20 protein-coding genes are annotated in these 22,312 nt (G+C 43.7%); 10 read left to right on the top strand and 10 right to left on the bottom strand.

The features are described 5' to 3' along the window. Nucleotides 1–156: 156 nt before the first annotated feature. Both F993_RS04205 and F993_RS04210 read left to right on the top strand, forming a co-directional pair. Nucleotides 157–996 (top strand): MIP/aquaporin family protein, encoded by an 840-nt coding sequence (locus F993_RS04205; protein ID WP_004656374.1) that lies wholly within the window; start codon nt 157–159, stop codon nt 994–996. 151 nt (nt 997–1,147) lie between these two features. After that, the gene (locus F993_RS04210) at nt 1,148–1,807 is read left to right on the top strand and encodes a riboflavin synthase (RefSeq protein ID WP_004656373.1); all 660 of its coding nucleotides are present in this window, start codon (nt 1,148–1,150) and stop codon (nt 1,805–1,807) included. 309 nt (nt 1,808–2,116) lie between these two features. Here the strand turns inward: F993_RS04210 and blhA are convergent, their stop codons facing one another. From blhA to F993_RS04225, 3 genes are read right to left on the bottom strand one after another with little or no spacing between them, the layout of a single operon-like run. Then, entirely contained in the window at nt 2,117–2,743 is a 627-nt protein-coding gene (gene blhA / locus F993_RS04215; protein WP_004656372.1) for a cell division protein BlhA, read from the bottom strand. 35 nt (nt 2,744–2,778) lie between these two features. After that, nucleotides 2,779–3,186: a DNA polymerase III subunit chi gene (locus F993_RS04220; protein WP_004656371.1), complete on the bottom strand. Its 408-nt coding sequence runs from the start codon at nt 3,184–3,186 to the stop codon at nt 2,779–2,781. A 3-nt stretch (nt 3,187–3,189) separates the two neighbouring features. Next, the gene (locus F993_RS04225; RefSeq protein WP_004656370.1) at nt 3,190–4,638 is read right to left on the bottom strand and encodes a leucyl aminopeptidase; all 1,449 of its coding nucleotides are present in this window, start codon (nt 4,636–4,638) and stop codon (nt 3,190–3,192) included. Between the two features lie 154 nt (nt 4,639–4,792). On the opposite strand from F993_RS04225, the gene lptF reads away from it, so the two are divergent. From lptF to F993_RS04245, 4 genes are all read left to right on the top strand, one after another. Beyond that, entirely contained in the window at nt 4,793–5,893 is a 1,101-nt protein-coding gene (lptF, locus tag F993_RS04230) for an LPS export ABC transporter permease LptF (RefSeq protein ID WP_004656369.1), read from the top strand. Beyond that, nucleotides 5,893–6,963 carry an LPS export ABC transporter permease LptG gene (gene lptG, locus F993_RS04235; protein ID WP_004656367.1) on the top strand — a complete coding sequence of 357 codons (1,071 nt, stop codon included), beginning with the start codon at nt 5,893–5,895 and terminating at the stop codon, nt 6,961–6,963. The genes lptF and lptG overlap by 1 nt, the downstream gene beginning before the upstream one ends. A gap of 114 nt (nt 6,964–7,077) precedes the next feature. After that, entirely contained in the window at nt 7,078–8,622 is a 1,545-nt protein-coding gene (gene gpmI, locus F993_RS04240; RefSeq protein ID WP_004656366.1) for a 2,3-bisphosphoglycerate-independent phosphoglycerate mutase, read from the top strand. 9 nt (nt 8,623–8,631) lie between these two features. Beyond that, nucleotides 8,632–9,807, top strand: a complete 1,176-nt coding sequence (locus F993_RS04245; protein WP_004656364.1) for a S41 family peptidase — start codon at nt 8,632–8,634, stop codon at nt 9,805–9,807. A gap of 39 nt (nt 9,808–9,846) precedes the next feature. Here F993_RS04245 and F993_RS04250 read toward each other — a convergent pair whose 3' ends face one another. The 3 genes from F993_RS04250 to gacA are packed head-to-tail and all read right to left on the bottom strand — an operon-like array spanning nt 9,847 to nt 13,524. Then, the gene (locus F993_RS04250; protein WP_004656362.1) at nt 9,847–11,283 is read right to left on the bottom strand and encodes a sigma-54-dependent transcriptional regulator; all 1,437 of its coding nucleotides are present in this window, start codon (nt 11,281–11,283) and stop codon (nt 9,847–9,849) included. Nucleotides 11,284–11,305: 22 nt separating this feature from the next. Further along, nucleotides 11,306–12,871, bottom strand: coding sequence for a sensor histidine kinase (locus F993_RS04255; RefSeq protein WP_004656361.1), 1,566 nt, complete (start codon nt 12,869–12,871; stop codon nt 11,306–11,308). A gap of 17 nt (nt 12,872–12,888) precedes the next feature. Further along, nucleotides 12,889–13,524 (bottom strand): response regulator transcription factor GacA, encoded by a 636-nt coding sequence (gene gacA, locus F993_RS04260; RefSeq protein WP_004656359.1) that lies wholly within the window; start codon nt 13,522–13,524, stop codon nt 12,889–12,891. A 210-nt stretch (nt 13,525–13,734) separates the two neighbouring features. On the opposite strand from gacA, the gene pbpG reads away from it, so the two are divergent. Continuing rightward, nucleotides 13,735–14,799, top strand: coding sequence for a D-alanyl-D-alanine endopeptidase PBP7/8 (gene pbpG / locus F993_RS04265; RefSeq protein WP_141738467.1), 1,065 nt, complete (start codon nt 13,735–13,737; stop codon nt 14,797–14,799). Between the two features lie 126 nt (nt 14,800–14,925). On the opposite strand, the gene thrC is transcribed toward pbpG, so the two are convergent. The 4 genes from thrC to xerD form a co-directional block, all read right to left on the bottom strand. Further along, nucleotides 14,926–16,065: a threonine synthase gene (thrC, locus tag F993_RS04270; protein ID WP_004656353.1), complete on the bottom strand. Its 1,140-nt coding sequence runs from the start codon at nt 16,063–16,065 to the stop codon at nt 14,926–14,928. A gap of 108 nt (nt 16,066–16,173) precedes the next feature. Beyond that, nucleotides 16,174–17,475 carry a homoserine dehydrogenase gene (locus F993_RS04275; RefSeq protein WP_004656352.1) on the bottom strand — a complete coding sequence of 434 codons (1,302 nt, stop codon included), beginning with the start codon at nt 17,473–17,475 and terminating at the stop codon, nt 16,174–16,176. A gap of 333 nt (nt 17,476–17,808) precedes the next feature. Further along, nucleotides 17,809–18,624 (bottom strand): DsbC family protein, encoded by an 816-nt coding sequence (locus F993_RS04280; protein ID WP_004656350.1) that lies wholly within the window; start codon nt 18,622–18,624, stop codon nt 17,809–17,811. Between the two features lie 134 nt (nt 18,625–18,758). Further along, complete coding sequence (gene xerD, locus F993_RS04285; RefSeq protein WP_004656348.1) at nt 18,759–19,679, bottom strand: site-specific tyrosine recombinase XerD; 921 nt, start codon at nt 19,677–19,679, stop codon at nt 18,759–18,761. Between the two features lie 203 nt (nt 19,680–19,882). Here xerD and F993_RS04290 point away from each other — a divergent pair, with 203 nt between their 5' ends. The 3 genes from F993_RS04290 to F993_RS04300 are packed head-to-tail and all read left to right on the top strand — an operon-like array spanning nt 19,883 to nt 22,299. Further along, entirely contained in the window at nt 19,883–20,143 is a 261-nt protein-coding gene (locus F993_RS04290; RefSeq protein ID WP_004656347.1) for a FeoA family protein, read from the top strand. Continuing rightward, a complete protein-coding gene (feoB, locus tag F993_RS04295) occupies nt 20,140–21,993 on the top strand; it encodes a ferrous iron transporter B (RefSeq protein ID WP_004656345.1) in 1,854 nt (617 codons plus the stop codon). Before F993_RS04290 ends, feoB begins: the two co-directional genes overlap by 4 nt. A 54-nt stretch (nt 21,994–22,047) precedes the next feature. Then, nucleotides 22,048–22,299, top strand: a complete 252-nt coding sequence (locus tag F993_RS04300; protein WP_004656343.1) for a DUF6587 family protein — start codon at nt 22,048–22,050, stop codon at nt 22,297–22,299. Nucleotides 22,300–22,312 lie beyond the last annotated feature (13 nt).

Raw genomic sequence — 22,312 nt, 5'->3', positions numbered from 1 at the left:
TTTAAGGTCTTAATACTCTTGTTTTAAGCTGATATTATTTTTATCAATCGTTCAAAAAATTACCAAAAAATATTGACCGGTTTTAAAAATAACTATAGTTTGCCGAGCTTAATTTAGGGTCTTGCCTATTTGCAGCGATGACCAAGAGAGGTTGTTATGAGTCGCTCGGAACCCACCTTATTGGGGCAATGTGTAGCTGAATTTTTTGCTACCGCAATTTTTTTATCATTTGGTATTGGTGTGGTGGCTGCACTTAAACTTGCAGGGGCGAGTTTAGGTTTGTGGGAAATCAGTATTGTGTGGGGTTTGGCTGTTGCCTTGGCGGTGTATTTATCGGCAGGTATCTCAGGTGCTCATCTCAACCCTGCGGTGACCATCGCATTGGCACTTTTTGCTGGTTTCGATAAGCGTAAAGTCCCATTCTATATTATTGCTCAAGTGGCTGGCGCAGCAACAGGTGCACTGCTGGTATACGGGTTATATAGCAATTTATTTGTGGATTATGAACAGACTCATCACATGGTACGTGGCAGTGTCGAAAGCCTGGAACTAGCAGGGATTTTCTCGACCTATCCACATCATTTGCTTTCGATCGGACAGGCTTTTATGGTGGAAATGTTTATCACCATGTTGTTGCTCTGGTTGATTATGGCGATTGGGGATGATAGCAATGGCTTGCCACGCGGTCCTTTGGCACCGATCTTGGTGGGTTTGTTGGTGGCCGTGATTGGTGCTTCTTTTGGTCCATTGACTGGCTTTGCTATGAATCCTGCACGTGATTTTGGCCCTAAAATTGTGGCTTATTTCTCTGGCTGGGGACCTGTTGCATTTACAGGTGGTCGGGATATCCCGTATTTTATTGTCCCGATTATTGCACCGATCGTTGGCGCTTGCTTAGGCGTACTTGGCTATAAACTGTTCTTTAGCCATTTCTTGGTGAATCAAACAGTTGAAGTCAAAGCGACGACTGAAAAACAAGTGTCTGAAATGCAATAAAGACCAGTTCAATATTAAGAAGGGCGATCAGTAGATGGCCCTTTTTATTTGCCTATGTTTGCACTACACATGCCTTGTTATCTCTAGTTCTTTGCTTTAAGGTATCTTCTTTACCGTGCGATATACGGCATAAAGATAGGTTGAAACTCCCATGTTTACAGGCATTATTGAAAGTTTAGGTAAAGTTGAGAGCCTACAAAGTGTAGGTGGCGACGTTCGTTTGCGTATTCAAACTGATTTGGATATGTCTGATGTACATTTGGGTGATTCGATTGCCACCAACGGGATTTGTCTGACCGTGATTGAATGGGGCGAGAATTGGTACGCAGCTGATGTTTCGCGGGAGAGTTTAAACCGAACGACGTTGGGTCAGTGGAAAGTTGGTCAAGCCGTCAATGTTGAAAAAGCGATGTTGCCAACTACACGATTTGGTGGGCATATTGTCAGTGGCCATGTCGATGGTTTAGGTGAAATTACTTTAGTGCGTCATGATGCCCGTTCACTCTACTTTGAAGTGACGGCACCTGTTGAGTTAGCCAAATATTTAGCTGAAAAAGGCTCAGTCACGGTCGATGGGATTAGTCTGACCATTAACCATTTGCGTGGCAATATTTTAAGCTTGAATTTAATTCCCCATACTGCGGAACGTACCAATATCGGCACATGGCAAGTCGGCAGCAAAGTCAATTTGGAAGTGGATGTACTGGCACGTTATATCGAGCGTTTGTTGCTCGGTGATAAGGCGGCTGAGCAAAAAACCGAATCCAATATCAGTATGGCTTTTTTAGCTGAAAACGGTTTTTTAAAATAAAACAGCAAGCATAAAAAAGCCCAGTTGAAACTGGGCTTTTTATTAGGGGCTGTTAATATTTCAGCCATGCATTGCGTTATCGACTAAAACGGCATAAAAATTCATGAAAGACCGTCAAGGGTGATGCTCTTGTTAAATTTTATAATATGAATTAGGGAAGTTTTAGACATAACCTTACGGGACAGGAAAATTTTTTGTCATTACGGCGTTATATCTTATTCGTTTAGAATGACTAAACTGCATAAGACATGCCTTGTACCGTCTAAAAATATCCTCTGTCACAAGCATCTGTGAAATATCAACAACCCCCTATTTTTCGTCTGAAAATTCACTGTTTTTCAAGATGTAATCAATCTCATCTTGCGCGAGGGCATGCAGTTTGGCTCTAAACACCGTGACTGCTTGCTCAATTAAGCCTTCAGCTTCAAGTTCGAGTCGGACACGCACACTTTCCAGCTCAGACAGAATTTTCTGATCATCAATCACCACACTTTGGCCTCGTGCATAATCCACACTTGGCTGTTCGGGATTGGTCTGATAACGCTCAGTCTGTTGGGCAATTTCCTGATCAATATGACCGCGTAGCGCCAGTAGATTCTCGGTTTGTTGCTGGAACTGACGGGCTTCATCGGCTTGTAGTTGTGCGGCATAGGCGGCTTCGGCAGCACGTTTCTCTTGCAATGCTTTTTCCAAAGCTAACTGTTTGCGAATCCGCGCTTGTTCAATCAGCTCGGCTTTGAGGTCTGCATAAGCTTGCTCAATCCGTTGTTGGGAGCGCTGCTGGGCATTCTCTTCATGCTGGGTCCATGTTTGAATTGGGGTTTGTGGTAACAGCAGATCGCAGATACGTGCTAAATCATCCTGATAGGTCTGACGGACAGCCTCAGGTGCATTTAACCAACGTTTTTTAAAGTCCTGACCTACATTTAATGCCACAACACACTCCTCAAATAATGTTCTTGATTGCCGATTTATAATTTAAAGGTTCGAGGTTCAATGCCTAAACGACGATACATTTTAAATTTTTCCCGCCCGATTTGTTTCGCAGCTTCATTATTTTCAATAATCTCGATAATGTGGCGAAAATCTTGAGTTTGTTCAAGTGCATGATTGTTAAAATTAAACACGATCCAATCATTGGATGGGGGGAGTTCTGCCGAAATACAGACTGGACTTGTCACTTGATCGATCCCATGTGGGATAAAACTGGCGGGATCAAATTTCCAAAGCATCTCGTCCAGTTCAGTTTGCAAGTCTGAATCTGCACAATACCACCAGATGTGTGGATGCTGATTCAGAATTTTCCGGCATAAACGGCAAGCACTTTCGACTTGCCGTTCGGTACTGTTTTCAAATAAATAAAAGCTGATTTTCGCCATGTTTTAGTGTTTCGTTGCAACACGATTGGCTAAAAATTGCATCAATAATGGTACTGGACGACCCGTTGCACCTTTGGCGGTACCGGATAACCACGCTGTTCCTGCTACATCGAGGTGTGCCCAACGATAATCACGGGTAAAACGCTCTAGGAAACATGCGGCTGTAATCGCACCACCATAAGGACCGCCAATATTGGCAATATCAGCAAAAGGTGAGTCGAGTAATTCTTGATACTCTTCCATTACAGGCATACGCCATACGCGATCAAGCGACTGTTCGCCTGCGTGTTGCAATTCTTGCGCCAGTTCATCGTCAGGTGTGAATAAACCGCTGACCACTTTGCCTAAGGCAACTACACAGGCCCCAGTTAAGGTTGCAATGTCAATCACCAGTGCAGGATTGAAGCGTTTGATATAGGTCAATGTGTCACACAATACCAAACGACCTTCGGCATCGGTATTCAGAATCTCAATGGTTTGACCGCTCATGCTGGTGACAATATCACCTGGACGAGTGGCATGCCCTGAAGGCATATTCTCAGCAGCTGCAATCGCTCCCACCACATGAATCGCAAGTCGAGCTTCACACAGAGCTTGCATGGTGCCCAACACTGAGGCTGCACCACACATATCAAATTTCATCTCATCCATGCCTAAGCCAGGTTTTAATGAAATACCACCAGTATCAAAGGTCACGCCTTTACCGACAAGCACCACAGGAGCCTGCTCAATTTGGGCATTGTATTCCAGTGTGACAATACGGCCTGGACGATCAGAACCTTTGCTGACGGCAAGGAAAGCATACATGCCCAAGTCGGCCATTTGCTGTTCATCAAGCACGGTCACTTTTAACAAGTCTGGATATTGTGCCGCGAGGGCAAGTGCTTGATCGGCCAAATATTCAGGGAAACAGATATTGCCAGGGCGGTTACCCAAATCACGGGCATAGCTTTGACCCGATTGTACGGCTTGAAGCAGGTTTAACTGTGCATCATCCAAGTTTGTCTGATTGGCAATCAGATGGATGGTGTCCAGCGAAAATTCATTCTTTTTCGATTTAAATTCGTCATAGCCATAAGCCGCTTGAGTCAGGCTTAAGACAAACAGTGAATGTAAATCGGTTGGGAGTGCTGAAAGATCGACACTAATTTGTTTAAATTTATTTTGTGATGATTTGATAATGCTTTGTGCGAGTTTTGCTAATTTTGTCGCTTTCAACTCGGCACTTTTTCCAAGTCCGAGTAGTTGGGCATTGGCTTGAACGGCAATATTTGCAATCAGGGGCAAGTTTTCGTTAAACCCAGCTTTGAATTGGGTCGCATTGAGTGCTTCTTCTAGATGATTGATTTGATAAGTATTTAAGTTCTGTTGTAATTGTTCTGAATCAACCAAAATCCACAAAGATTCGCTAGACGCCTGAGCTGGGAATGCGTTTTGAAGTGTAAATTTCATTGTTTGTATAGAACCTAGTGAGCGAAAAAGAAAGATAAGTCCATTAAACACTTTCGGATATGAGGTTGCAATCCGCAACAAGCGATAGGTTTTATATTTTTAACATTCGGGTAAACTAGCGTTACCTTCAATTGGTCTTTTTGGAAGTATTGCTTTGATTATTCGGCGTTATCTCGTCAAACAAGTGGTTTCGACATCTCTCGTGGTCATTGGTTTATTGACCTTGATTATGATGGGTGGTCGTCTAATCAAGTATTTTGGCGTTGCAGCTCAAGGTCGTTTAGATGCCGGGATTTTGTTTAGCATCATCGGTTATCGCTTGCCTGAATTTTTAACCTTGATCCTTCCATTGGGTTTTTTTATTGCCTTGATGCTGGTATTTGGTCGTCTCTATGTTGACCATGAAATGGCGGTATTAAATGGCAGTGGCGTAAGTCGTAACCAATTGGCACGTCTGTTGTTACCGATGACGGTGATCTATTTGGTGGTTCAAACCAGTTTAATGGTGTGGATGGGGCCGTGGGGCTTACGTGAATTTGAAAAGCTAACCAGCACGCAGGCAGTTCGTACCGGTTTCGATTTGGTTCGTCCGAAGGAGTTTATTTCTTCGGGGCCGTATACCATTTATGCCGGTTCACTGTCCGAAGACCGAAAGAATTTAAAAGATATTTTCTTCTATCAAAAAGCGACTGAGGATGATAAACCTGATGTCATGATTCTGGCCAAAGAAGCCACCCGCGTTGAAGTTGCCAATGATACGGCCAATGTGGTGGACTTGGTGCTTGGACGCCGTTACGAGATTTATCCGAATCAGCCGCGCTATACCCAAGCGGAATTTCAATCTTATCGATTGCGCTTGGAAAATGATAAAGATGTGAAATTTGAAAGTGATGATGTTGCAGCCTTGTCGATGTCCAAGCTATGGCAGAAACGCGATGATTCCGTGGTTCGCAGTGAACTGGGATGGCGGATCTTTGGTCCCTTTATTATTATTGTCGGTTTGATGCTTGCGGTAGCACTGTCAGAGGTGAGTCCACGTCAGGGTCGTTATTACCGCCTGATTCCTGCGATTTTTATCTTTGCCAGCTTAATTGTATTAATGATTGCCATTAAAACCCGAATCAGTAAAGACGAATTGGATCTTTGGGCTTATCCTGCCGTGTTGTTGGTCTATGCCATTGCCGCTGCAATTTTTGCACGTAAACAAAAATTGGCACCCAAAATTAAGAAAAGTATTCAGCGAGTGGGGTTGTGATGTTAGCACGTCGAATAGTCGCCAAACATGTGACAAAAACCACGGTTCTGGCCATGCTCGGAACAACGCTGGTGTTATCTTTCCTGCAAGTTCTATTCACCTATTTGGGCGAGTTGGGCTCACTCAAGCCAAACTATAATGCGTGGCAAGCGTTTCTGTTTGTGATGTGGGGCGCACCGCGTTATTTATACGAAATTTTACCTGTCGCTGCTTTGATTGGTTCAGTACTCGGATTGGGTGCATTGGCTTCAAATAGTGAGCTGATTGTCATGCGTTCGGTTGGCATCAGTCTGTGGCGGATTGTCGGTTGGGTGATGCGTTCAGCATTATTGTTGATTGTGTTGTCCTTTGTATTGAGTGAATGGGTGATTCCATATACCAATGAACAAGCACAAAGTATTAAAAAGCAACGCAGTGTCGCATCTTTAGGTGAGGTCAAAGGCTATTGGTCGCGTGAAGGACAGCGCTTTATCTATATTGATTATGCCAATTCACAAGGTCAGTTACGCAATATTCAAACCATTGATTTTGATCAAGACTATCGCTTGCAGTCCTTTGTGACCGCTGAAAAAGGGCAATTCGTCAAAGATGGTGAGTGGCAACTCTCACAATCGCATCAAGTCGATTTATTGGCGCAAGGCAATGCCATTAAGACTGATCATGCACAGCAATCGTTGGGTCTCGCCTTACAGCCGAAATATGTGCATATGGTGACGCTGGATCCTGAGGATTTATCGCCGAGTCAATTGATTAGCTTTATGCGTTATATGGAAGAGTATAGTCAGGTACCAAAGACGTATGAATTGGCCTTCTGGCAAAAAGTCACGGCACCATTTTCTTTGATTACGTTGGTATTGATTGCCTGTTCCTTTATTTTTGGCCCATTGCGCCAACAATCGATGGGCTTCCGTTTGGTCATCGCATTGTTTACGGGCTTAGGTTTCTTCTATCTGCAAGATTTCTTGGGCTATGCAAGCTTGGTGTATGCGCCTTCACCTGCATGGTTTGTGCTGTTACCTGTGGTGCTGATCTTTATGGTCGGTAGTTATCTGCTCTATCGAGCACGTTAATCTTGATGGAGAGGCTCTATGACCAGGATTGATGAAAGCCATGAGTCAGGTCATAGAGAATTCGATTAAATTTCGGTAAAATAGACCGATCAAATGACAAACAGAGAGTCCATTATGACGGATGCAAATGCTGGCAAAATTCCTCACGTTCTCGTAATCATGGATGGCGTGGGGCATCGTGAAGCAGTTGAAGACAATGCTTTTTTAGCAGCAAAAACACCAAACCTCACTGCGATGAAGGCCAAGCATCCAAATAGTTTAATCTCAGGTTCTGGTGAAGATGTAGGCCTACCTGATGGTCAAATGGGCAACTCTGAAGTGGGTCATATGAATCTCGGTGCAGGTCGTGTGCTGTATCAAGATTTTACCCGTATTACCAAAGATATCCGTACAGGTGCTTTTTTTGAGCATGAAGTATTAGTCGATGCGGTGGAAAAAGCCAAAGCAGCAAACGGTGCTGTGCATGTGATGGGCTTATTGTCAGAAGGTGGCGTGCACTCGCATGAAGACCATATTGTGGCGATGTGTGAGCTGGCGCTAAAACGTGGTGCAACCGTGTATTTACATGCCTTCCTTGATGGTCGTGATACTCCGCCTCGCAGTGCCAAACCTTCTTTAGAAAAACTGGATGCCTTATTCGCACAATATCCAAATCAAGGCCGTATTGTGTCGATGATTGGTCGTTATTTTGCCATGGATCGCGACAATCGTTGGGATCGTGTTGAGCAAGCCTATCGTCTGATGACTGAAGGGGAAGCGCTACGTGTTGCGAACTCTGCCGTTGAAGGTTTAGAACTGGCCTATGCGGCAGAAGAAAATGATGAGTTTGTCAAAGCAACGCGTATTGGTGAAATTGCCAAAGTGCAAGATGGCGACAGCATTGTCTTCATGAACTTCCGTGCCGACCGTGCGCGTGAAATTACCCGTGCCTTTGTTGAAAAAGATTTCACTGGATTCACGCGCAAAGTTGTTCCAAATTTATCTAAGTTTGTGATGTTGACCCGTTATCAAGCCAGTATTGATGCGCCTGTTGCCTATATGCCAGAAGGTTTGAAAAACTCGATTGGTGAATATCTATCAAGTTTAGGTAAGACCCAATTGCGGATTGCCGAAACTGAAAAATATGCGCACGTGACTTTCTTCTTTAGTGGTGGTCGTGAAGATGAATATGAAGGTGAGAAACGTATCCTGATTCCATCGCCGAATGTTGCCACCTATGACTTAAAGCCAGAAATGAGTGCCTATGAAGTCACAGATGAATTGGTGAATGCCATTAATTCAGGTGAGTTTGACCTGTTGGTGGTGAACTATGCCAATGGTGACATGGTTGGCCATACCGGTGTGTTTGATGCTGCGGTAAAAGCAGTTGAAACGGTCGATATCTGTCTGGGTCGAGTCTATGATGCGGTCATGGCCAACAAAGGTCATATGTTAATTACAGCGGATCATGGTAATGTAGAGCAAATGCAAGACTATGACAGCGGTCAGGTGCATACCCAACATACCACTGAACTGGTGCCATTTATTTATGTGGGCCCAACACAGGCCACAATTGCCGACGGTGGTGTATTGGCAGATGTAGCGCCAACACTCCTGCATTTAATGCACCTTCCTGTACCTGCTGAAATGCAAGGCAAGAATTTAATTACTTTAAAATAAGGTGAAGCAATGACCCAACACAACAACATTTACCGAGCGATCTGTGCAAGTTTGTTGATGTGTTGGGGAGTGAATCTCTCTGCTGCACCGGTGACGCATAACTCAGGATGGACTGAGGATGCGCCTAGCCAGAGCGCGGAAGTCCCAATCGAATCGATTCAGCAATTTGTGCAGATCTATGGCATTGTCAAAGATAACTATGTCGATAAAAAATCGGATGATGCACTGTTTCAACAATCGATTAAAGGTTTGGTCAGTGGCTTAGACCGCTATTCACGTTATTTATCGGCAGAAGAATATCGCCAACTGATTCAATATACGGAAGGTGATCTGGCTTCTGTCGATTTCAATTTAAATTATGATGCTCATGCCAAGTCTTGGCAGATTCAAGATTTAAAGGCAGGTTCGGATTCAAGTAAGTTGGGCCTACGCAATGGTCAGGTGATTCTCAAAGTTGATAATCAGGAACTGAAAAGTCTGAACCAAGATCAAGTGCAAGGTTTGCTCTACGGTTCAATTGGCAGTACGGTGCAGATCCAACCTGAGAATAATAACAGTACCGTGATTTTGGTTCGTAATAAAAAAGTTGAAACCGATATTGAACCCGTGCTGTTACATAATCAGGTACTGGTGCTGAAAATACGCGTTTTTCAACAAGATACCGCCAATGAAATTAAACGTTTAATTGAAGAATATAGTTCCACTAAGTTGAAAGCGGTGGTGTTTGATCTGCGCAATAACCCAGGTGGCTTACTCTCGGCTTCAGTTGAAGCGGCTGATTTATTTTTAAATCAAGGCATTATTGTCACCACCAAAAGTCGTTCAGAAGGTGATCAACAATTTCAGGCGCTGCCGTCGAATGAATTTCAAAATATGAAATTAGGGATTTTGATCAATCGACGTTCTGCTTCCGCAGCTGAGGTCTTTACCGCAGCGATGAAGGAACACAAACGTGCTTGGGTGGTGGGTGAAACCAGTTATGGCAAAGGTGTGGTACAGAAGTTGTTCCCTTTACCGAGTGGTGCTGCGCTACAGATGACGGTTTCGCATTATTACACCCCCAATGGCAATATGATTGAAGGTCAGGGGATTCAACCCAATCAAATTTCACCTTTAACGGCAGAAATGAAAGAAGATACCTACTTGGAACATGTCACCGATCTGGTGTTAAAAAGTCGCTATTAAAAATAAAGCCCCTCTATTGAGGGGCTTTATTTTTAAGCATTATTCATCGTCTTCGGTATCTAAACCAAATTTCTTCAAACGATAGCGCAAAGAGCGGAAGGTCATGCCTAATTTCTTCGCAGCTAAAGTTCGATTCCAATGGGTGAGATTCAGCGCATTCAGAAGAATCTCTTTTTCGATATTCTCTAAATAACGCTCTAAGCCTTCCGGTGGAAGTTTCTTCGAACTCATGCTTGGACTAGCTGAGTGTTGTACCGGTTCGGCTTCTTCTGATGTCGTATTTGAAAAAGAAGGCGTTGGATTAGCCAGAGAACTACGCAAAGGAGCGGTCTGTAAATGTGCCAAATCGATATTGTCGTCATCACTTAAGGTAATAGCCCGCTCAATAATATTGCGTAATTCCCGTACGTTGCCTGGGAAATATTGCTGCAATAAGAATTGCTCTGCACGTGAAGACAGAGACTTCGCTGGTAGATCCCACTCTTGGCTAATCTTTTGGATAAAATGATTGGCCAATAACAAAATATCCTGACCGCGCTCACGTAAAGGCGGCAGTACAATATCCATGACATGGATACGGAAGAATAAATCTTGACGGAAGCGCCCCTGCTGTACCAACAGTTCCAAGTCTTGGTGGCTGGCACTAATCACTCGGAAATCCACATCAATTTCTTGATCTGAACCTACTGGACGAATTTTCTTTTCCTGTACCGCCCGCAGTAATTTGACCTGCATATTCAAAGGCAGTTCGGCAATTTCATCCAAGAATAGACTACCGCCGTGTGCAGAGAGAATTAAGCCTTGCTTGTCTTGAGTTGCACCAGTAAAGCTGCCTTTTTTATGCCCGAACAGCTCGCTTTCCATCAATTCAGTCGGAATTGCACCACAGTTGATGGCAATAAATGGGCCTTCGCTACGGTTACTCAAGCGATGGACCAGATTCGCGACCACTTCTTTGCCGGTTCCTGATTCACCCGTAATAAATACAGGGGCTTGGGAACGTGCAATTTTCTTTAAGGCGATGCGGAGCTGTTGAATGGGTGTAGAACGTCCAATTAACAGCTTATTTTCTAATGCAGTTTCAGCAGCCTCTTGTTCAGGCTGTGGACGGTTCAACGCTTTCTGGATTAATTGATCCAAATGCATCTGGTTAACAGGCTTACTGACAAAGTCAAATGCGCCTGCTTTTAAGGCTGCAATGGCAATATCCATATTGCCATATGCGGTCAGTACCGCAATAGGTGTATTAGGATAGTTCTGTGTCACGTGTTTGACCAGATCCAAACCATTACCATCTGGAAGATTTAAATCTGTTAAGCAAGCATCGTACTGGAACTCAGTAAAGAACTTTTTTGCCTGTTCGACCCGATAGGCGAGATGTGTCTTGATGCCCATACGCGCTAGCGTCATCTGCATTAAAAGACATAAATCTTCTTCGTCGTCTACCAATAAGACGAGTGGTTGTTTTGTTGCCATTTCCCCGAGAAACCTAATCTAATCAATGAATTTTTGAGCATTCAATCCTGAAGCATGCTCCTTGTTGTCGCTCTATATAGGTGAGCTTTGCATGATTTGCCTCACAAAAGGTATGAGACAGATACAATCCTAAACCAGTTCCTTTAATTTCGGTACTAAAAAATGGTTTGAACAGCTGAGAAATATCTCGTTTTGAGACACCCGTCCCAAAATCGATGACATCAATGCAGGTTCGTCCATCGTTGAGCTGTACATTCACTTCAATAAAGGGTGCATCGGTCGCATTATGTCGCAGTGCATTTCGAATTAAGTTAATCAGCACTTGGCGTAATTGTTTTTCGTCAAACAGGATATTGAGCTGTTCGGTTTGAGTCAGCTGAATACGTTGTTTTGCATCGGAGAGGTCTTCATTGAGCAGGCTTTCAAAGAAAGGACTCAGCTCAATGATTTGTGGCTCTGTTGGCTTATTCCGTGCCATCGCTAAAGTGTCTTGTATAATACTATCAATGCGTTTGGCTTGTTTGCTGATCATGTGTGAAAGCATGCTCAGTTGATGTGGATCGCTATCTTTTAATAATTCATTGGCTTGTACAATAGCAGCCAATGGGTTGCGAATTTCATGGGCAATACTGGCTGAAAGCTGCCCTAGTGCTGCGAGCTTCAGTTGTTGCACTTGTTGGGTGAGTTTCTGTGCATCTTTTAGAATCAATAAGACCAAAGCTTGTTCAGGCACAATCAAGTGTTTAACCCGAACATTGATGGTATAAGGGCTTTGTTGCGATTCAAAACTGAATTCTTCGCCATCTTCAAGATTACTGAATTGGATCAGTTCAAATAGATCGGGCTGTAACTTAATCAGTGGCGTTTTTTCTAGAGAAACAGCCAAATGAATGCCTAACAAGGTATTGGCGGCAGGATTGGTTAAGACAATATGATTGCTTTCATCCAGTACCAAATAACCATCCTCAATTTGTTCGAGAATATAACGGTTAATATTTTGCAGTTGATGAATTTCAATCGACTGATGAAAGGTTAAGGTTTCTAGAATCTTAAAACGCTGCACCGCAATACGACCAATCGCATGTACCACGAAAAACAGAAAGGCCAGAAAAACACTATTGCCGAGATGGGTTAAATTATTGACATCAAAGAAGTCACCTAAAAAGCGTTGGTAAACCACCATGATGACTGCAAACAAAGTAATGATCAGCGAAAGATGGGCATTGAGTAAAATCGCCGAGGAGAAAATAATAATCACATAGAGCAAGCTGAGCTGCAGATTTGGGCCGCCTGCCGAGAAGGTGATTAAGCTGAGGCAAATAACATCAACAATAAAGATAAAAATCAGCTGCTTGGAGGTTTGTATTGGAACGAGTTGCAGTAAAGCAAGCTGGAAAATATTGAATGTGATATAGCAAATCAGTGTATAAAAATAGAGAAAGGGATAAATATAGTTACTTGAAAGTTGTTCAGCAGTCAGTAAATAAATTAATAGCAGGCTAATCGAAATGATCAGTCGATAGCCGCTATACCACACTCCAAGCCGATAGACCGTCTGTGAAACTGACGACGCAATTTTCCCTAACATAGGCGCTTACTGTTATTTTAAGGTTTAATGAGTCCATAGCGAATCGCAAGATGGGTCAATTTGACATCGCTATCAATTGCCAGCTTTTCAAAAATACGATAACGATAGGTGTTGACCGTCTTTACGCTAACAAACAATTTGTCTGCGATTTCTTGGGCGCTAATACAGTTGACTACCATCATGGCCACTTGCATCTCACGCTCTGACAAGGCATCAAATGGAGATTGTTGCGTATCCGAAAGATAGGAGCTGGCCAATTGCTCGGCAATATCCGCACTAAAGTATTTACCACCTTGCATGACTTTATTGATCGCTCGAACCATTTCTGCAATCGGCGCACCTTTGGTGATATAGCCTTTAGCACCTGCTTTTAATAACAGTGAGGGATAAGGTTCTTCAGCCAGACCACTGACCGCAATGACTTTGGTTTCAGGTACGCTTTGTAATAAGCGGCGGGTCGTTTCCACCCCACCAATGCCTGGCATATTCACATCCAGCAACACCACTTGCGGGTGTTTTTGACGGACCAAAGCAATCGCTTCTTCACCCGATTCAGCTTGTCCAATGACTTCTACATCGGGGTGGTCTTCCAACATACGACAAATCCCTGTGCGCACGAGTTCATGATCATCAACAACGAGAACAGTGATCAAGAAGACCTCCTTTTTTCAAAAAAACTGGTTTTTTGTTACATAAAGCAAAATTAGCTTGCAATGAAACGACAAAATTAGCAATCCTATTCTTCGTTTTTAGCGAATAGTTGTACACAATTGTGTCTATAAAAGCTTTACCCGATTTGTTCAAATGTAAGGCATAATGGTATTAAGCGCAAATGTGCAGCGTCCTGAGTTGAGTATTGTGTCGTGAAAAATTCTAAAAAATCTATCATGCATGTTTTAAGCATGTCTATCTTGTTGGCCTGGAGTTCAACAAGTTTTGCTGAACTGGTTGTGAATAACAATCCAGCTTCTTCGCGTGTGAGCGGTTCAGCTTCGATGAATTGGTCTGCAAGTGATGCAAGTCAGTTTATGGAAGATGATGATCCTGTAGAAATTAGCCCACAAGGTTCAACCTCTGTTACGACAACATTGCGTAATGGTGGTTCAGCCACAATTACATCTTCAGCGGCGCCACAGTCGTCGACACAGATTCGCGATACCTTCGGCTATAGCAGTCAGCCTTCAGTCAATGCACGCGCTGCTTTGGTGATGGATGCGCAGACAGGCGAGGTGCTGTACAGTAAAAACAGTAACATGTCTGTTCCGATTGCTTCGATTACCAAATTGATGACGGCTGTGGTGACTGCTGATGCACGTTTAAACATGTCAGAACAGATTACTTTGGAATCGATTGATTTCGCAGGTGCGGGCGGTAAGAACTCAAGTTCAACCTTACGCGCAGGCGATACCATGAATCGTGCAGAAGCGCTTTTGTTTGCTTTGATGAAGTCTGAGAATCCAGCTGCCGCTGCTTTGGCACGCACTTATCCAGGCGGTCGTTCGGCTTTTATTGCTGCGATGAACGCAAAAGCGAGACAATTGGGGATGACGTCTACACGTTATGCTGAATCTACTGGTTTAGATCCGCACAATGTCTCATCGGCACGTGATTTAGGTATTTTGGTCAGTACTGCGTCGCAATATGGCTTGATTCGTCAATTCTCAACCACGCCGACTTATGACTTTAATTTAGGTTACCGTGTGCTGAAATCCAATAATACCAATGCGTTGGTACGTAATGGTGGCTGGAACATTAACTTGTCAAAAACAGGCTATATCAATGAAGCAGGTCGTTGTGTAGTGATGCATACCACTGTGAATTCACGCCCAGCCGTTGTGGTGTTATTAGGCGCACCAAGTTCGCAAGCACGTAATAGTGATGCAACCAATTTATTAAGCTGGTTAAGCACTTTGCCAAAACGCGTTTAGTTCTTTTAAGTTAAAAAACTCCTCTTTATGGGGAGTTTTTTATGGCTGCTGTAAAGAGCAATTTCTATATTCAGACCATAAAAAAACCAGTTGCAGGCAACTGGTTTTTTATTGCAAAGGTTATGCTTACATATTTGAAAGAATAGAATCTTTCACTTGATCCATGGTCGCGTCAATTGACAACATCACGGCATCAGCACATTGTTTGATTGCAGTGTCAGGATCTTTTAAGCCATTGCCTGTAACCGTACATACAATCACAGAACCTTCAGCAATTTTACCTGCTTTGATATCACGGATTGCGCCACCGATTGAGGCAGCAGAAGCGGGTTCAACAAAGACACCTTCATACATTGAAAGTAAACGTTGCGCTTCTAAGATCTCGCTATCTTGAAGCTCATCGAACCAGCCTTTAGAGTCACGTACTACTGCTTTAGCATGGTTCCAGCTTTGTGGATTACCAATACGAATTGCTGTTGCAACTGTTTCTGGGTTCTCTACTGGCGCACCACGTAAGAATGGCGCAGCACCAGATGCTTGGTAACCCACCATGGTTGGTAAACCTTCTGGTTTAGGGCCAGTAAATTGATCAGTAGCCGCATCATAAATCACTTGCTCAAACTGATCAGCAGGTTGATTGGCAACTGCTTCGGTATAACCCATCCAGTGTGCTGTGATGTTACCCGCGTTACCGACAGGCAAGCAGTGATAATCAGGTGCACGACCTAATGCTTCCACAATTTCATAAGCAATGGTTTTTTGACCTTGCAGGCGATATGGGTTGATTGAGTTTACAATCGTTACAGGTGCCTGATCTGCAACTTCTTTGACTAAACGCATACCATCGTCGAAGTTGCCACGAATTTGCATAGTGATTGCGCCGTACATCATGGCTTGCGCCATTTTACCCATAGCAATTTTGCCTTCTGGGATTAATACGAACGCTTTGATACCTGCACGTGCTGCATAAGCTGCTGCCGCTGCAGAAGTATTGCCTGTAGAGGCACAGATAATCGCTTTAGAGCCTTCTTCAACTGCTTTGGTCACCGCCATGGTCATACCACGGTCTTTAAAAGAACCTGTCGGGTTCAGACCTTCGTATTTCACATAGATTTCGACGTTTTTGCCAATAATACGTGGAATGTTCTCTAGTTTAATCAGTGGAGTATTACCTTCACCTAAAGAAATTGCGCGTGTAGTTGCAGACACAGGTAAACGGTCACGATAACGATCTACAAGACCAGTATAACGATTGGCATTCGACATGATGGTGTTCCAATATGAGGTAGAGAGAAAATCCCTCCCAACCTCCCTTTTCCAAAGGGAGGAGTTCCACCTCTTTATAAAAGAGGGGTGAGGGGAGATTTAAACTGATTAACTATCGAGCGATTCTAAACGAATTCTTACGATTTCGCCACGAATTGCAGGTAATGCTTGAATTTGAGCCAGCGCTTCATCCATTTTTGATTCAACAATCGGATCGGTTAAAATCACGATCGGAATCAAGTCTTTTAAGCGTGATTGCTGCATGATGGCATCAATACTAATGCCTGCACGGCTGAGAATGGTGGTGACATCAGCCAATACACCAGTTTGGTCTTCAGCGTTGAGACGGATGTAGTAACCTGTGGTCATTTCTTCACGGCTCAAGATTGGCACATTAGTTAGCGCTTCAAAAGCAAGCTGAGGAATGGTACCTGCGCCATCTTCGGTATATGAAATATCACGGACGATATCAATCACGTCAGCAACCACCGCAGAAGCGGTTGGGCCAGCACCAGCACCGGCACCGTAATACAACGTAGGACCAACTGCATTGGCCTGTACTAAGACTGCATTCTTCACACCATTGACGTTAGCAATCAATTCTTCAGCAGGAATTAAAGTTGGATGTACACGTAACTCAATGCCTTTGTCCGCACGACGTGCAATACCTAAGTGCTTGATACGGAAACCAAGTTCTTCTGCATATTTCACATCTTGAGCAGTGATTTTGCTAATGCCTTCGGTATAGACCTTATTAAATTGTAATGGAATACCAAAAGCACATGAGGCCAAAATCGTGAGCTTATGTGCAGCATCAATGCCTTCAACATCAAAGGTTGGGTCAGCTTCGGCATAGCCGAGTTCTTGCGCTTCTTTTAAAACATCTTCAAAGGCACGGCCTTTTTCACGCATTTCAGTCAGAATGAAGTTACCTGTACCATTAATGATGCCTGCAAGCCATTCGATATGGTTCGCAGCAAGACCTTCACGGATCACTTTAATGATTGGGATCCCACCAGCAACCGCTGCTTCATAGGCAATCTGAACAGCATTGTCTTCTGCGGCTTTGAACAATTCATTGCCATGTTCAGCAAGTAAGGCTTTATTGGCAGTGACGACTTGTTTGCCATGTTTGATGGCTTCCATGATGACTTCATAAGCAGGATGAATCCCACCCATGACTTCAACCACAACATCAACATCAGCTTGACGTACGATTTCCATCAAGTCATCGCTTTGTTTAATGCCTTCGAGTTGTAAATCTGGACGTGGACGGCGTGTGCCTACGTGTGTAATTTGAATTTCTCGACCGGTACGGCGTTTAATTTCCGCAGCATTTTCTTGTAGTAATTTAAGGGCTCCACCACCTACAGTACCAAGACCGAGTATCGCCAGACGAACTGGTTTCACGTCACACTCCATTATATTCAATCATTTTAATGAAGCTTGATCATAGCTAAAAAAATGCGCAGACACTAGGGTCTGTTGTCACTTTATAAATGAATTGCTTTGATCGCAGCGCAAGGCGAAGCTCAAGGGCAGGGAGATTTTTGGCGCTTCTGCGTTATCTTGCGCAACTTTAGCCATTGCTCATTATTTAGAATGACTAAATTTCACAATCCATGCCTTGTATCGCCTAAAAATCTCCTCTGCCGCAATCATAGATAAAGTGGTAACAGACCCTATTCCGATCATCTTTAATCTGTCGCCCGAGTCTTTGCGAATGTGTGGTGTAGTTTGAACTTATTTGTTTAAGCGTTGCACGATTTCTTCAGGTGTCATATAACCCCCTAAATATTCGCCATCGACGTTATAAATAGCAGGCGTACCGTTCACGCCCATATTTAAACCCAGTTGATACTGGTCACGAACAGGGTTCTTACATTCAGCAGCTGAGACTGGTAAGCCTTTGGTCGCTTGATCGAAGGCAGCTTTACGGTCTTCACTACACCAAATTGCTTGCATGGTTGGCATGAACTGTTCGCCACGTGGCCATGCGATATAACGGACTTCAATGCCTTTGGCATTAATCTCGGCTAAGTGTTCATGCAGTTTATGACAATATGGGCAGCTTGAATCGGTGAATACATAGATCACATGCTTGGCTTTGCCGCCTTGTGCAGGATAAACAATCAAATCCTCAGCTTTCAGTGCTGCCAGATGCTTTTTATTCTCGGTGGCTTGTAAGGCATCACTGACATTATGCAGTTGCTTATCGCCTAAACGCACCACATCGCCTTGAATAATGTATTGGCCGTCAGCGGTGGCATAGACTGATCCCATACCTTCCAGACTCACCCAATATAGATTAGGCACTTCGGTTTTCTTCACCGCAAGAATTTTGGCGTTGATATTGGCTGTTTTAAAGTTTTTTTCTAAGGTCGAGACCAAACGCTGTTGTGCATTGCGTTCATTCAATGTTGATGCTTCACCTGTCGCGGGTGCGCTTGCTGTGAGTGCATCTTGTTTTTGTGCTGAATTTTCTTTTGAGCAAGCACTGACGAATAATGTTGATGCTAATGTACAAGCAATTACAAGTTGAGAGCGAGTAAACAACATATAGAACCTTTTTTGTACGAATTCATTTGTATAAGGGGCCTAGCATAACAAAAAAAATGAATCACTTCGTTAAATCTTGCATAGGCTCTGTGAATGGCATCAAGTTTTGGCTAAATCCTAGATAAGAGGTGGTTTTAGCCGCGTGGATGGTATTTGCCATGCAACTCTTGCATTCGCTGTTGCGCGACATGGGTGTAAATTTGTGTGGTGGAAAGGTCGCTGTGTCCAAGCAGCATTTGTACCACGCGTAAATCTGCACCGTGATTGAGTAAATGAGTGGCAAAAGCATGACGTAGGGTATGAGGAGAGAGTTCAGCTTGGATATTGGCTTGCAATGCATAGCGTTTAATCGCATACCAAAAATTCTGTCGACTCATGATGCCGCCATGTTGAGTGAGAAACAGATAGTCCGTGCTGCTTTTATACAGTTGCGGGCGTGACTCAACTAAATATTTTTCAATCCAATCACATGCAAATTGCCCCAGTGGGACCAGACGCTCTTTATTGCCCTTACCGGTGATCCGCACAAAACCCTGTTTTAGGTTGATTAGTTCTAAACGTAAATTTAGTAATTCTGAAACACGCAGACCACAGGCATACAGGACTTCAAACATGGCACGGTCACGTAGGCCTAATGCTGTATTGATATCAGGTGCATTGATTAAGGCCTCGACATCTTGTTCGGATAAATCCTTGGGTAAGGCGCGTCCAATTTTAGGGGAATGGTGGGTGGCAACAGGATTATCATCCCGTAACTTTTGTTCTCTTAAAAACTTATAAAACTGTCTTAATGCAGACAGACAACGTGCAATCGAACGAGGGCTTTTACCGGCCTTGGTGAGCGCGATCAGCACATCAGCAATGTCATCACTGGACCATTGTGGTAATGCCGCTGTTTGATGTAATTCAGCACATTGTATCAGGTCAGATAAATAGGCATTGCGGGTATGTGGACTCACGGTTTGAGCTACCAGATAATCCCGAAAACCTTGTAAAAAACTCAAATGTTCGGGGATGTTAACCGCAGTAGGAATACGAGGCTTTTTATTTAGCATAAGGCGTTGAACATATTTCTCGGTGAAAGCGGGGCGTGTATTTAGGGAGCATGGTGCCCTGATTTATTTTTGGTTGAATTGCACTGTAAAAGAAAAATGAATTGTTGTCGATCTGTCACAGAAGCAAATGCCACTGAGATTGGTTTTGGTAATTATTCTCATTTGCTTGTATACTAGCAAAAAAGGGTTAAGGGTTAGAAGCGGTGCGATTGTCAGCATTAAAAGTCAAGCAAACAGCGATGATTACGAAAGTAAATCGCGTGGTCGATGAGACAGAACAGCCAGATTTAGTTGCAGTTCGTTTAGAAAGTTTAGGCTTTGTGCCAGGTACACAAGTACAGGTGATTACCAAAGGCATTTTTGGTGGAGATCCGATTCTAATCCAGCTCGGTTTTACGCGTTTTGCGTTACGAAAAGCGGAAGCGGATAAAATTGAAATTCAACTTGAAGGAGCACCTGCATGAGTGATGCGTTACGTGTTGCCCTTGTGGGAAATCCAAACTGCGGTAAGACATCTTTATTTAACCATTTAACGGGTACACGCCAAAAAGTTGCCAACTATGCGGGTGTGACAGTTGAACGTAAAGTTGGGCATTTTCAGCTTCCTTCTGGGAAAGCGGTACGTGTCTTGGATTTACCAGGAACTTATAGTTTACAGGCAACCAGCCCAGACGAAGAAATTACCCGTGATGTTTGCCAAGGCAAAATTGCGGAAGAAGGGCAACAAGATGCCTTCTTGTGTGTGGTTGATGCAACGAACTTAAAGCTACATCTTGGTTTGGTGTTGGAAATTATTGAGTTGGGTCGTCCAATCCTTGTCGTGTTGAACATGATGGATGAAGCACGTCGCCGTGGTATTCAGATCAACACGCAAAAGCTTTCTGAGCGTTTGGGGGTCCCTGTGGTTGAAACGGTTGCGGTACGCAATTCAGGTATCGAAAACCTACTGCATGCACTTGATCAAGACAAGTATTCAATTCCACAAACGGAACTGAGTGGCTTGAAAGGGGATCATCACCAGAAAATTGAAGTGATTTTCAAAGATGTGGTGAACTTTGTTGATCAGGAAGATAAACGTACTGATTTTCTGGATAAGATTTTCTTACATCCAGTGCTTGGCTTACTTAGCCTTGCCATCATGATGTTCATTGTATTCCAAGCTGTATTTGCTTGGGCTGCGCCATTTATGGATGGGATTGAAACCTTCTTTGCATGGTTTGGTGAGAAGCTCGGTGAGTATATCTCGCAGCCTTTACTGCACAGTTTAGTGGTCGACGGTATTATTGCCGGTGCGGGGAGTGTGGTGGTGTTCTTGCCGCAGATTTTAATTTTATTTTTCTTTATTTTGGTATTAGAAGAATCAGGCTACCTCCCACGTGCCGCGTTCTTGCTGGATAAACTCATGTTTAAGGCAGGTTTAAGTGGACGTGCCTTTATTCCTTTGCTGTCGAGCTTTGCCTGTGCAGTGCCTGGAATCATGGCCACTCGTAGTATCAGTGATCCACGTGATCGTTTTACCACGATCATGGTGGCACCATTGATGACCTGTTCTGCACGATTACCCGTCTATGCTTTATTGATTGCCGCTTTCATTCCAAGTCAAACGGTGTGGGGCATTTTCAACTTACAAGGTTTGGTGCTGTTTGGCTTGTACATGTCAGGAATTGTCAGTGCACTCTGTGTTTCGATTGTGATGAAGTTTCTGCAAAAAGATAAATCACAACATGCATTATTACTTGAGTTGCCAAGTTACCGTATTCCTGATTTAAGAAGTGTTGGGATTGGCTTGCTTGATCGCGGCAAAATCTTCTTAAAACGTGTGGGTGGCATTATCTTCGCTCTATCCATTTTACTTTGGTTCTTGTGTACCTTCCCGCAAGCACCAGAAGGAGCGACTTTACCTGATATTGATTACAGTTTTGCTGGAATGTTAGGGCATTTGCTGCAACCGATTTTTGCACCTGTTGGTTTCAACTGGCAGATCGTGGTTGCGCTTATTCCGGCAATGGCGGCGCGTGAGGTTGTGGTTGCTGCTTTGGGTACAGTCTATGCCTTGTCTGGGGCTGATGACGATGCGATTGCTCAGGGTTTGTCGCATTTAATTAGTGCTGATGGAACAGGTTGGTCGCTGGCAACAGGGTTGTCATTATTGGTCTGGTTTATCTATGCACCACATTGTTTGGCCACTTTGGCCACGGTACGTCGTGAAACGGGTTCATGGAAGCATGTGGCAGTGATGACGGCATATTTATTTGGTTTGGCGTATTTAATGTCGTTCTTGACCTACCAAATTGCATCCAGCATTTGGGGCTAAGAAATCCCATCTCACCTCCCTTTAAAAGGGGAGGAAATTATTGGAGAGACGCTTATGTTTGAGTACTTGATTGTTGCTGTATTGGTGCTGTGGAGTGCTGTTGTCGTGTTTAAGAAGGTATTCCCTCAAACAGCAAGTTCAGCATTTCTGGCATTATCAAATCAATGTCAGCGCCTAGGTTGGCAACGTTTGGCAGTATGGTTAAAACCGAAAATGGCGGTCGGTTGTGGTGGTGGCTGTGGTTGTTCGACCGATGACGCGGAGAGCAAGAAAACAGAAACCGTACAAACAGTGAAATGGCGTTAAGTGCAATCTTGAA

It is taken from the genome of Acinetobacter proteolyticus (assembly GCF_000367945.1).
Taxonomy (GTDB): Bacteria; Pseudomonadota; Gammaproteobacteria; order Pseudomonadales; family Moraxellaceae; genus Acinetobacter; species Acinetobacter proteolyticus.
The sequence above is the reverse complement of the archived record's forward strand: the minus strand, read 5'-3'. Positions and strand labels throughout refer to the sequence as shown.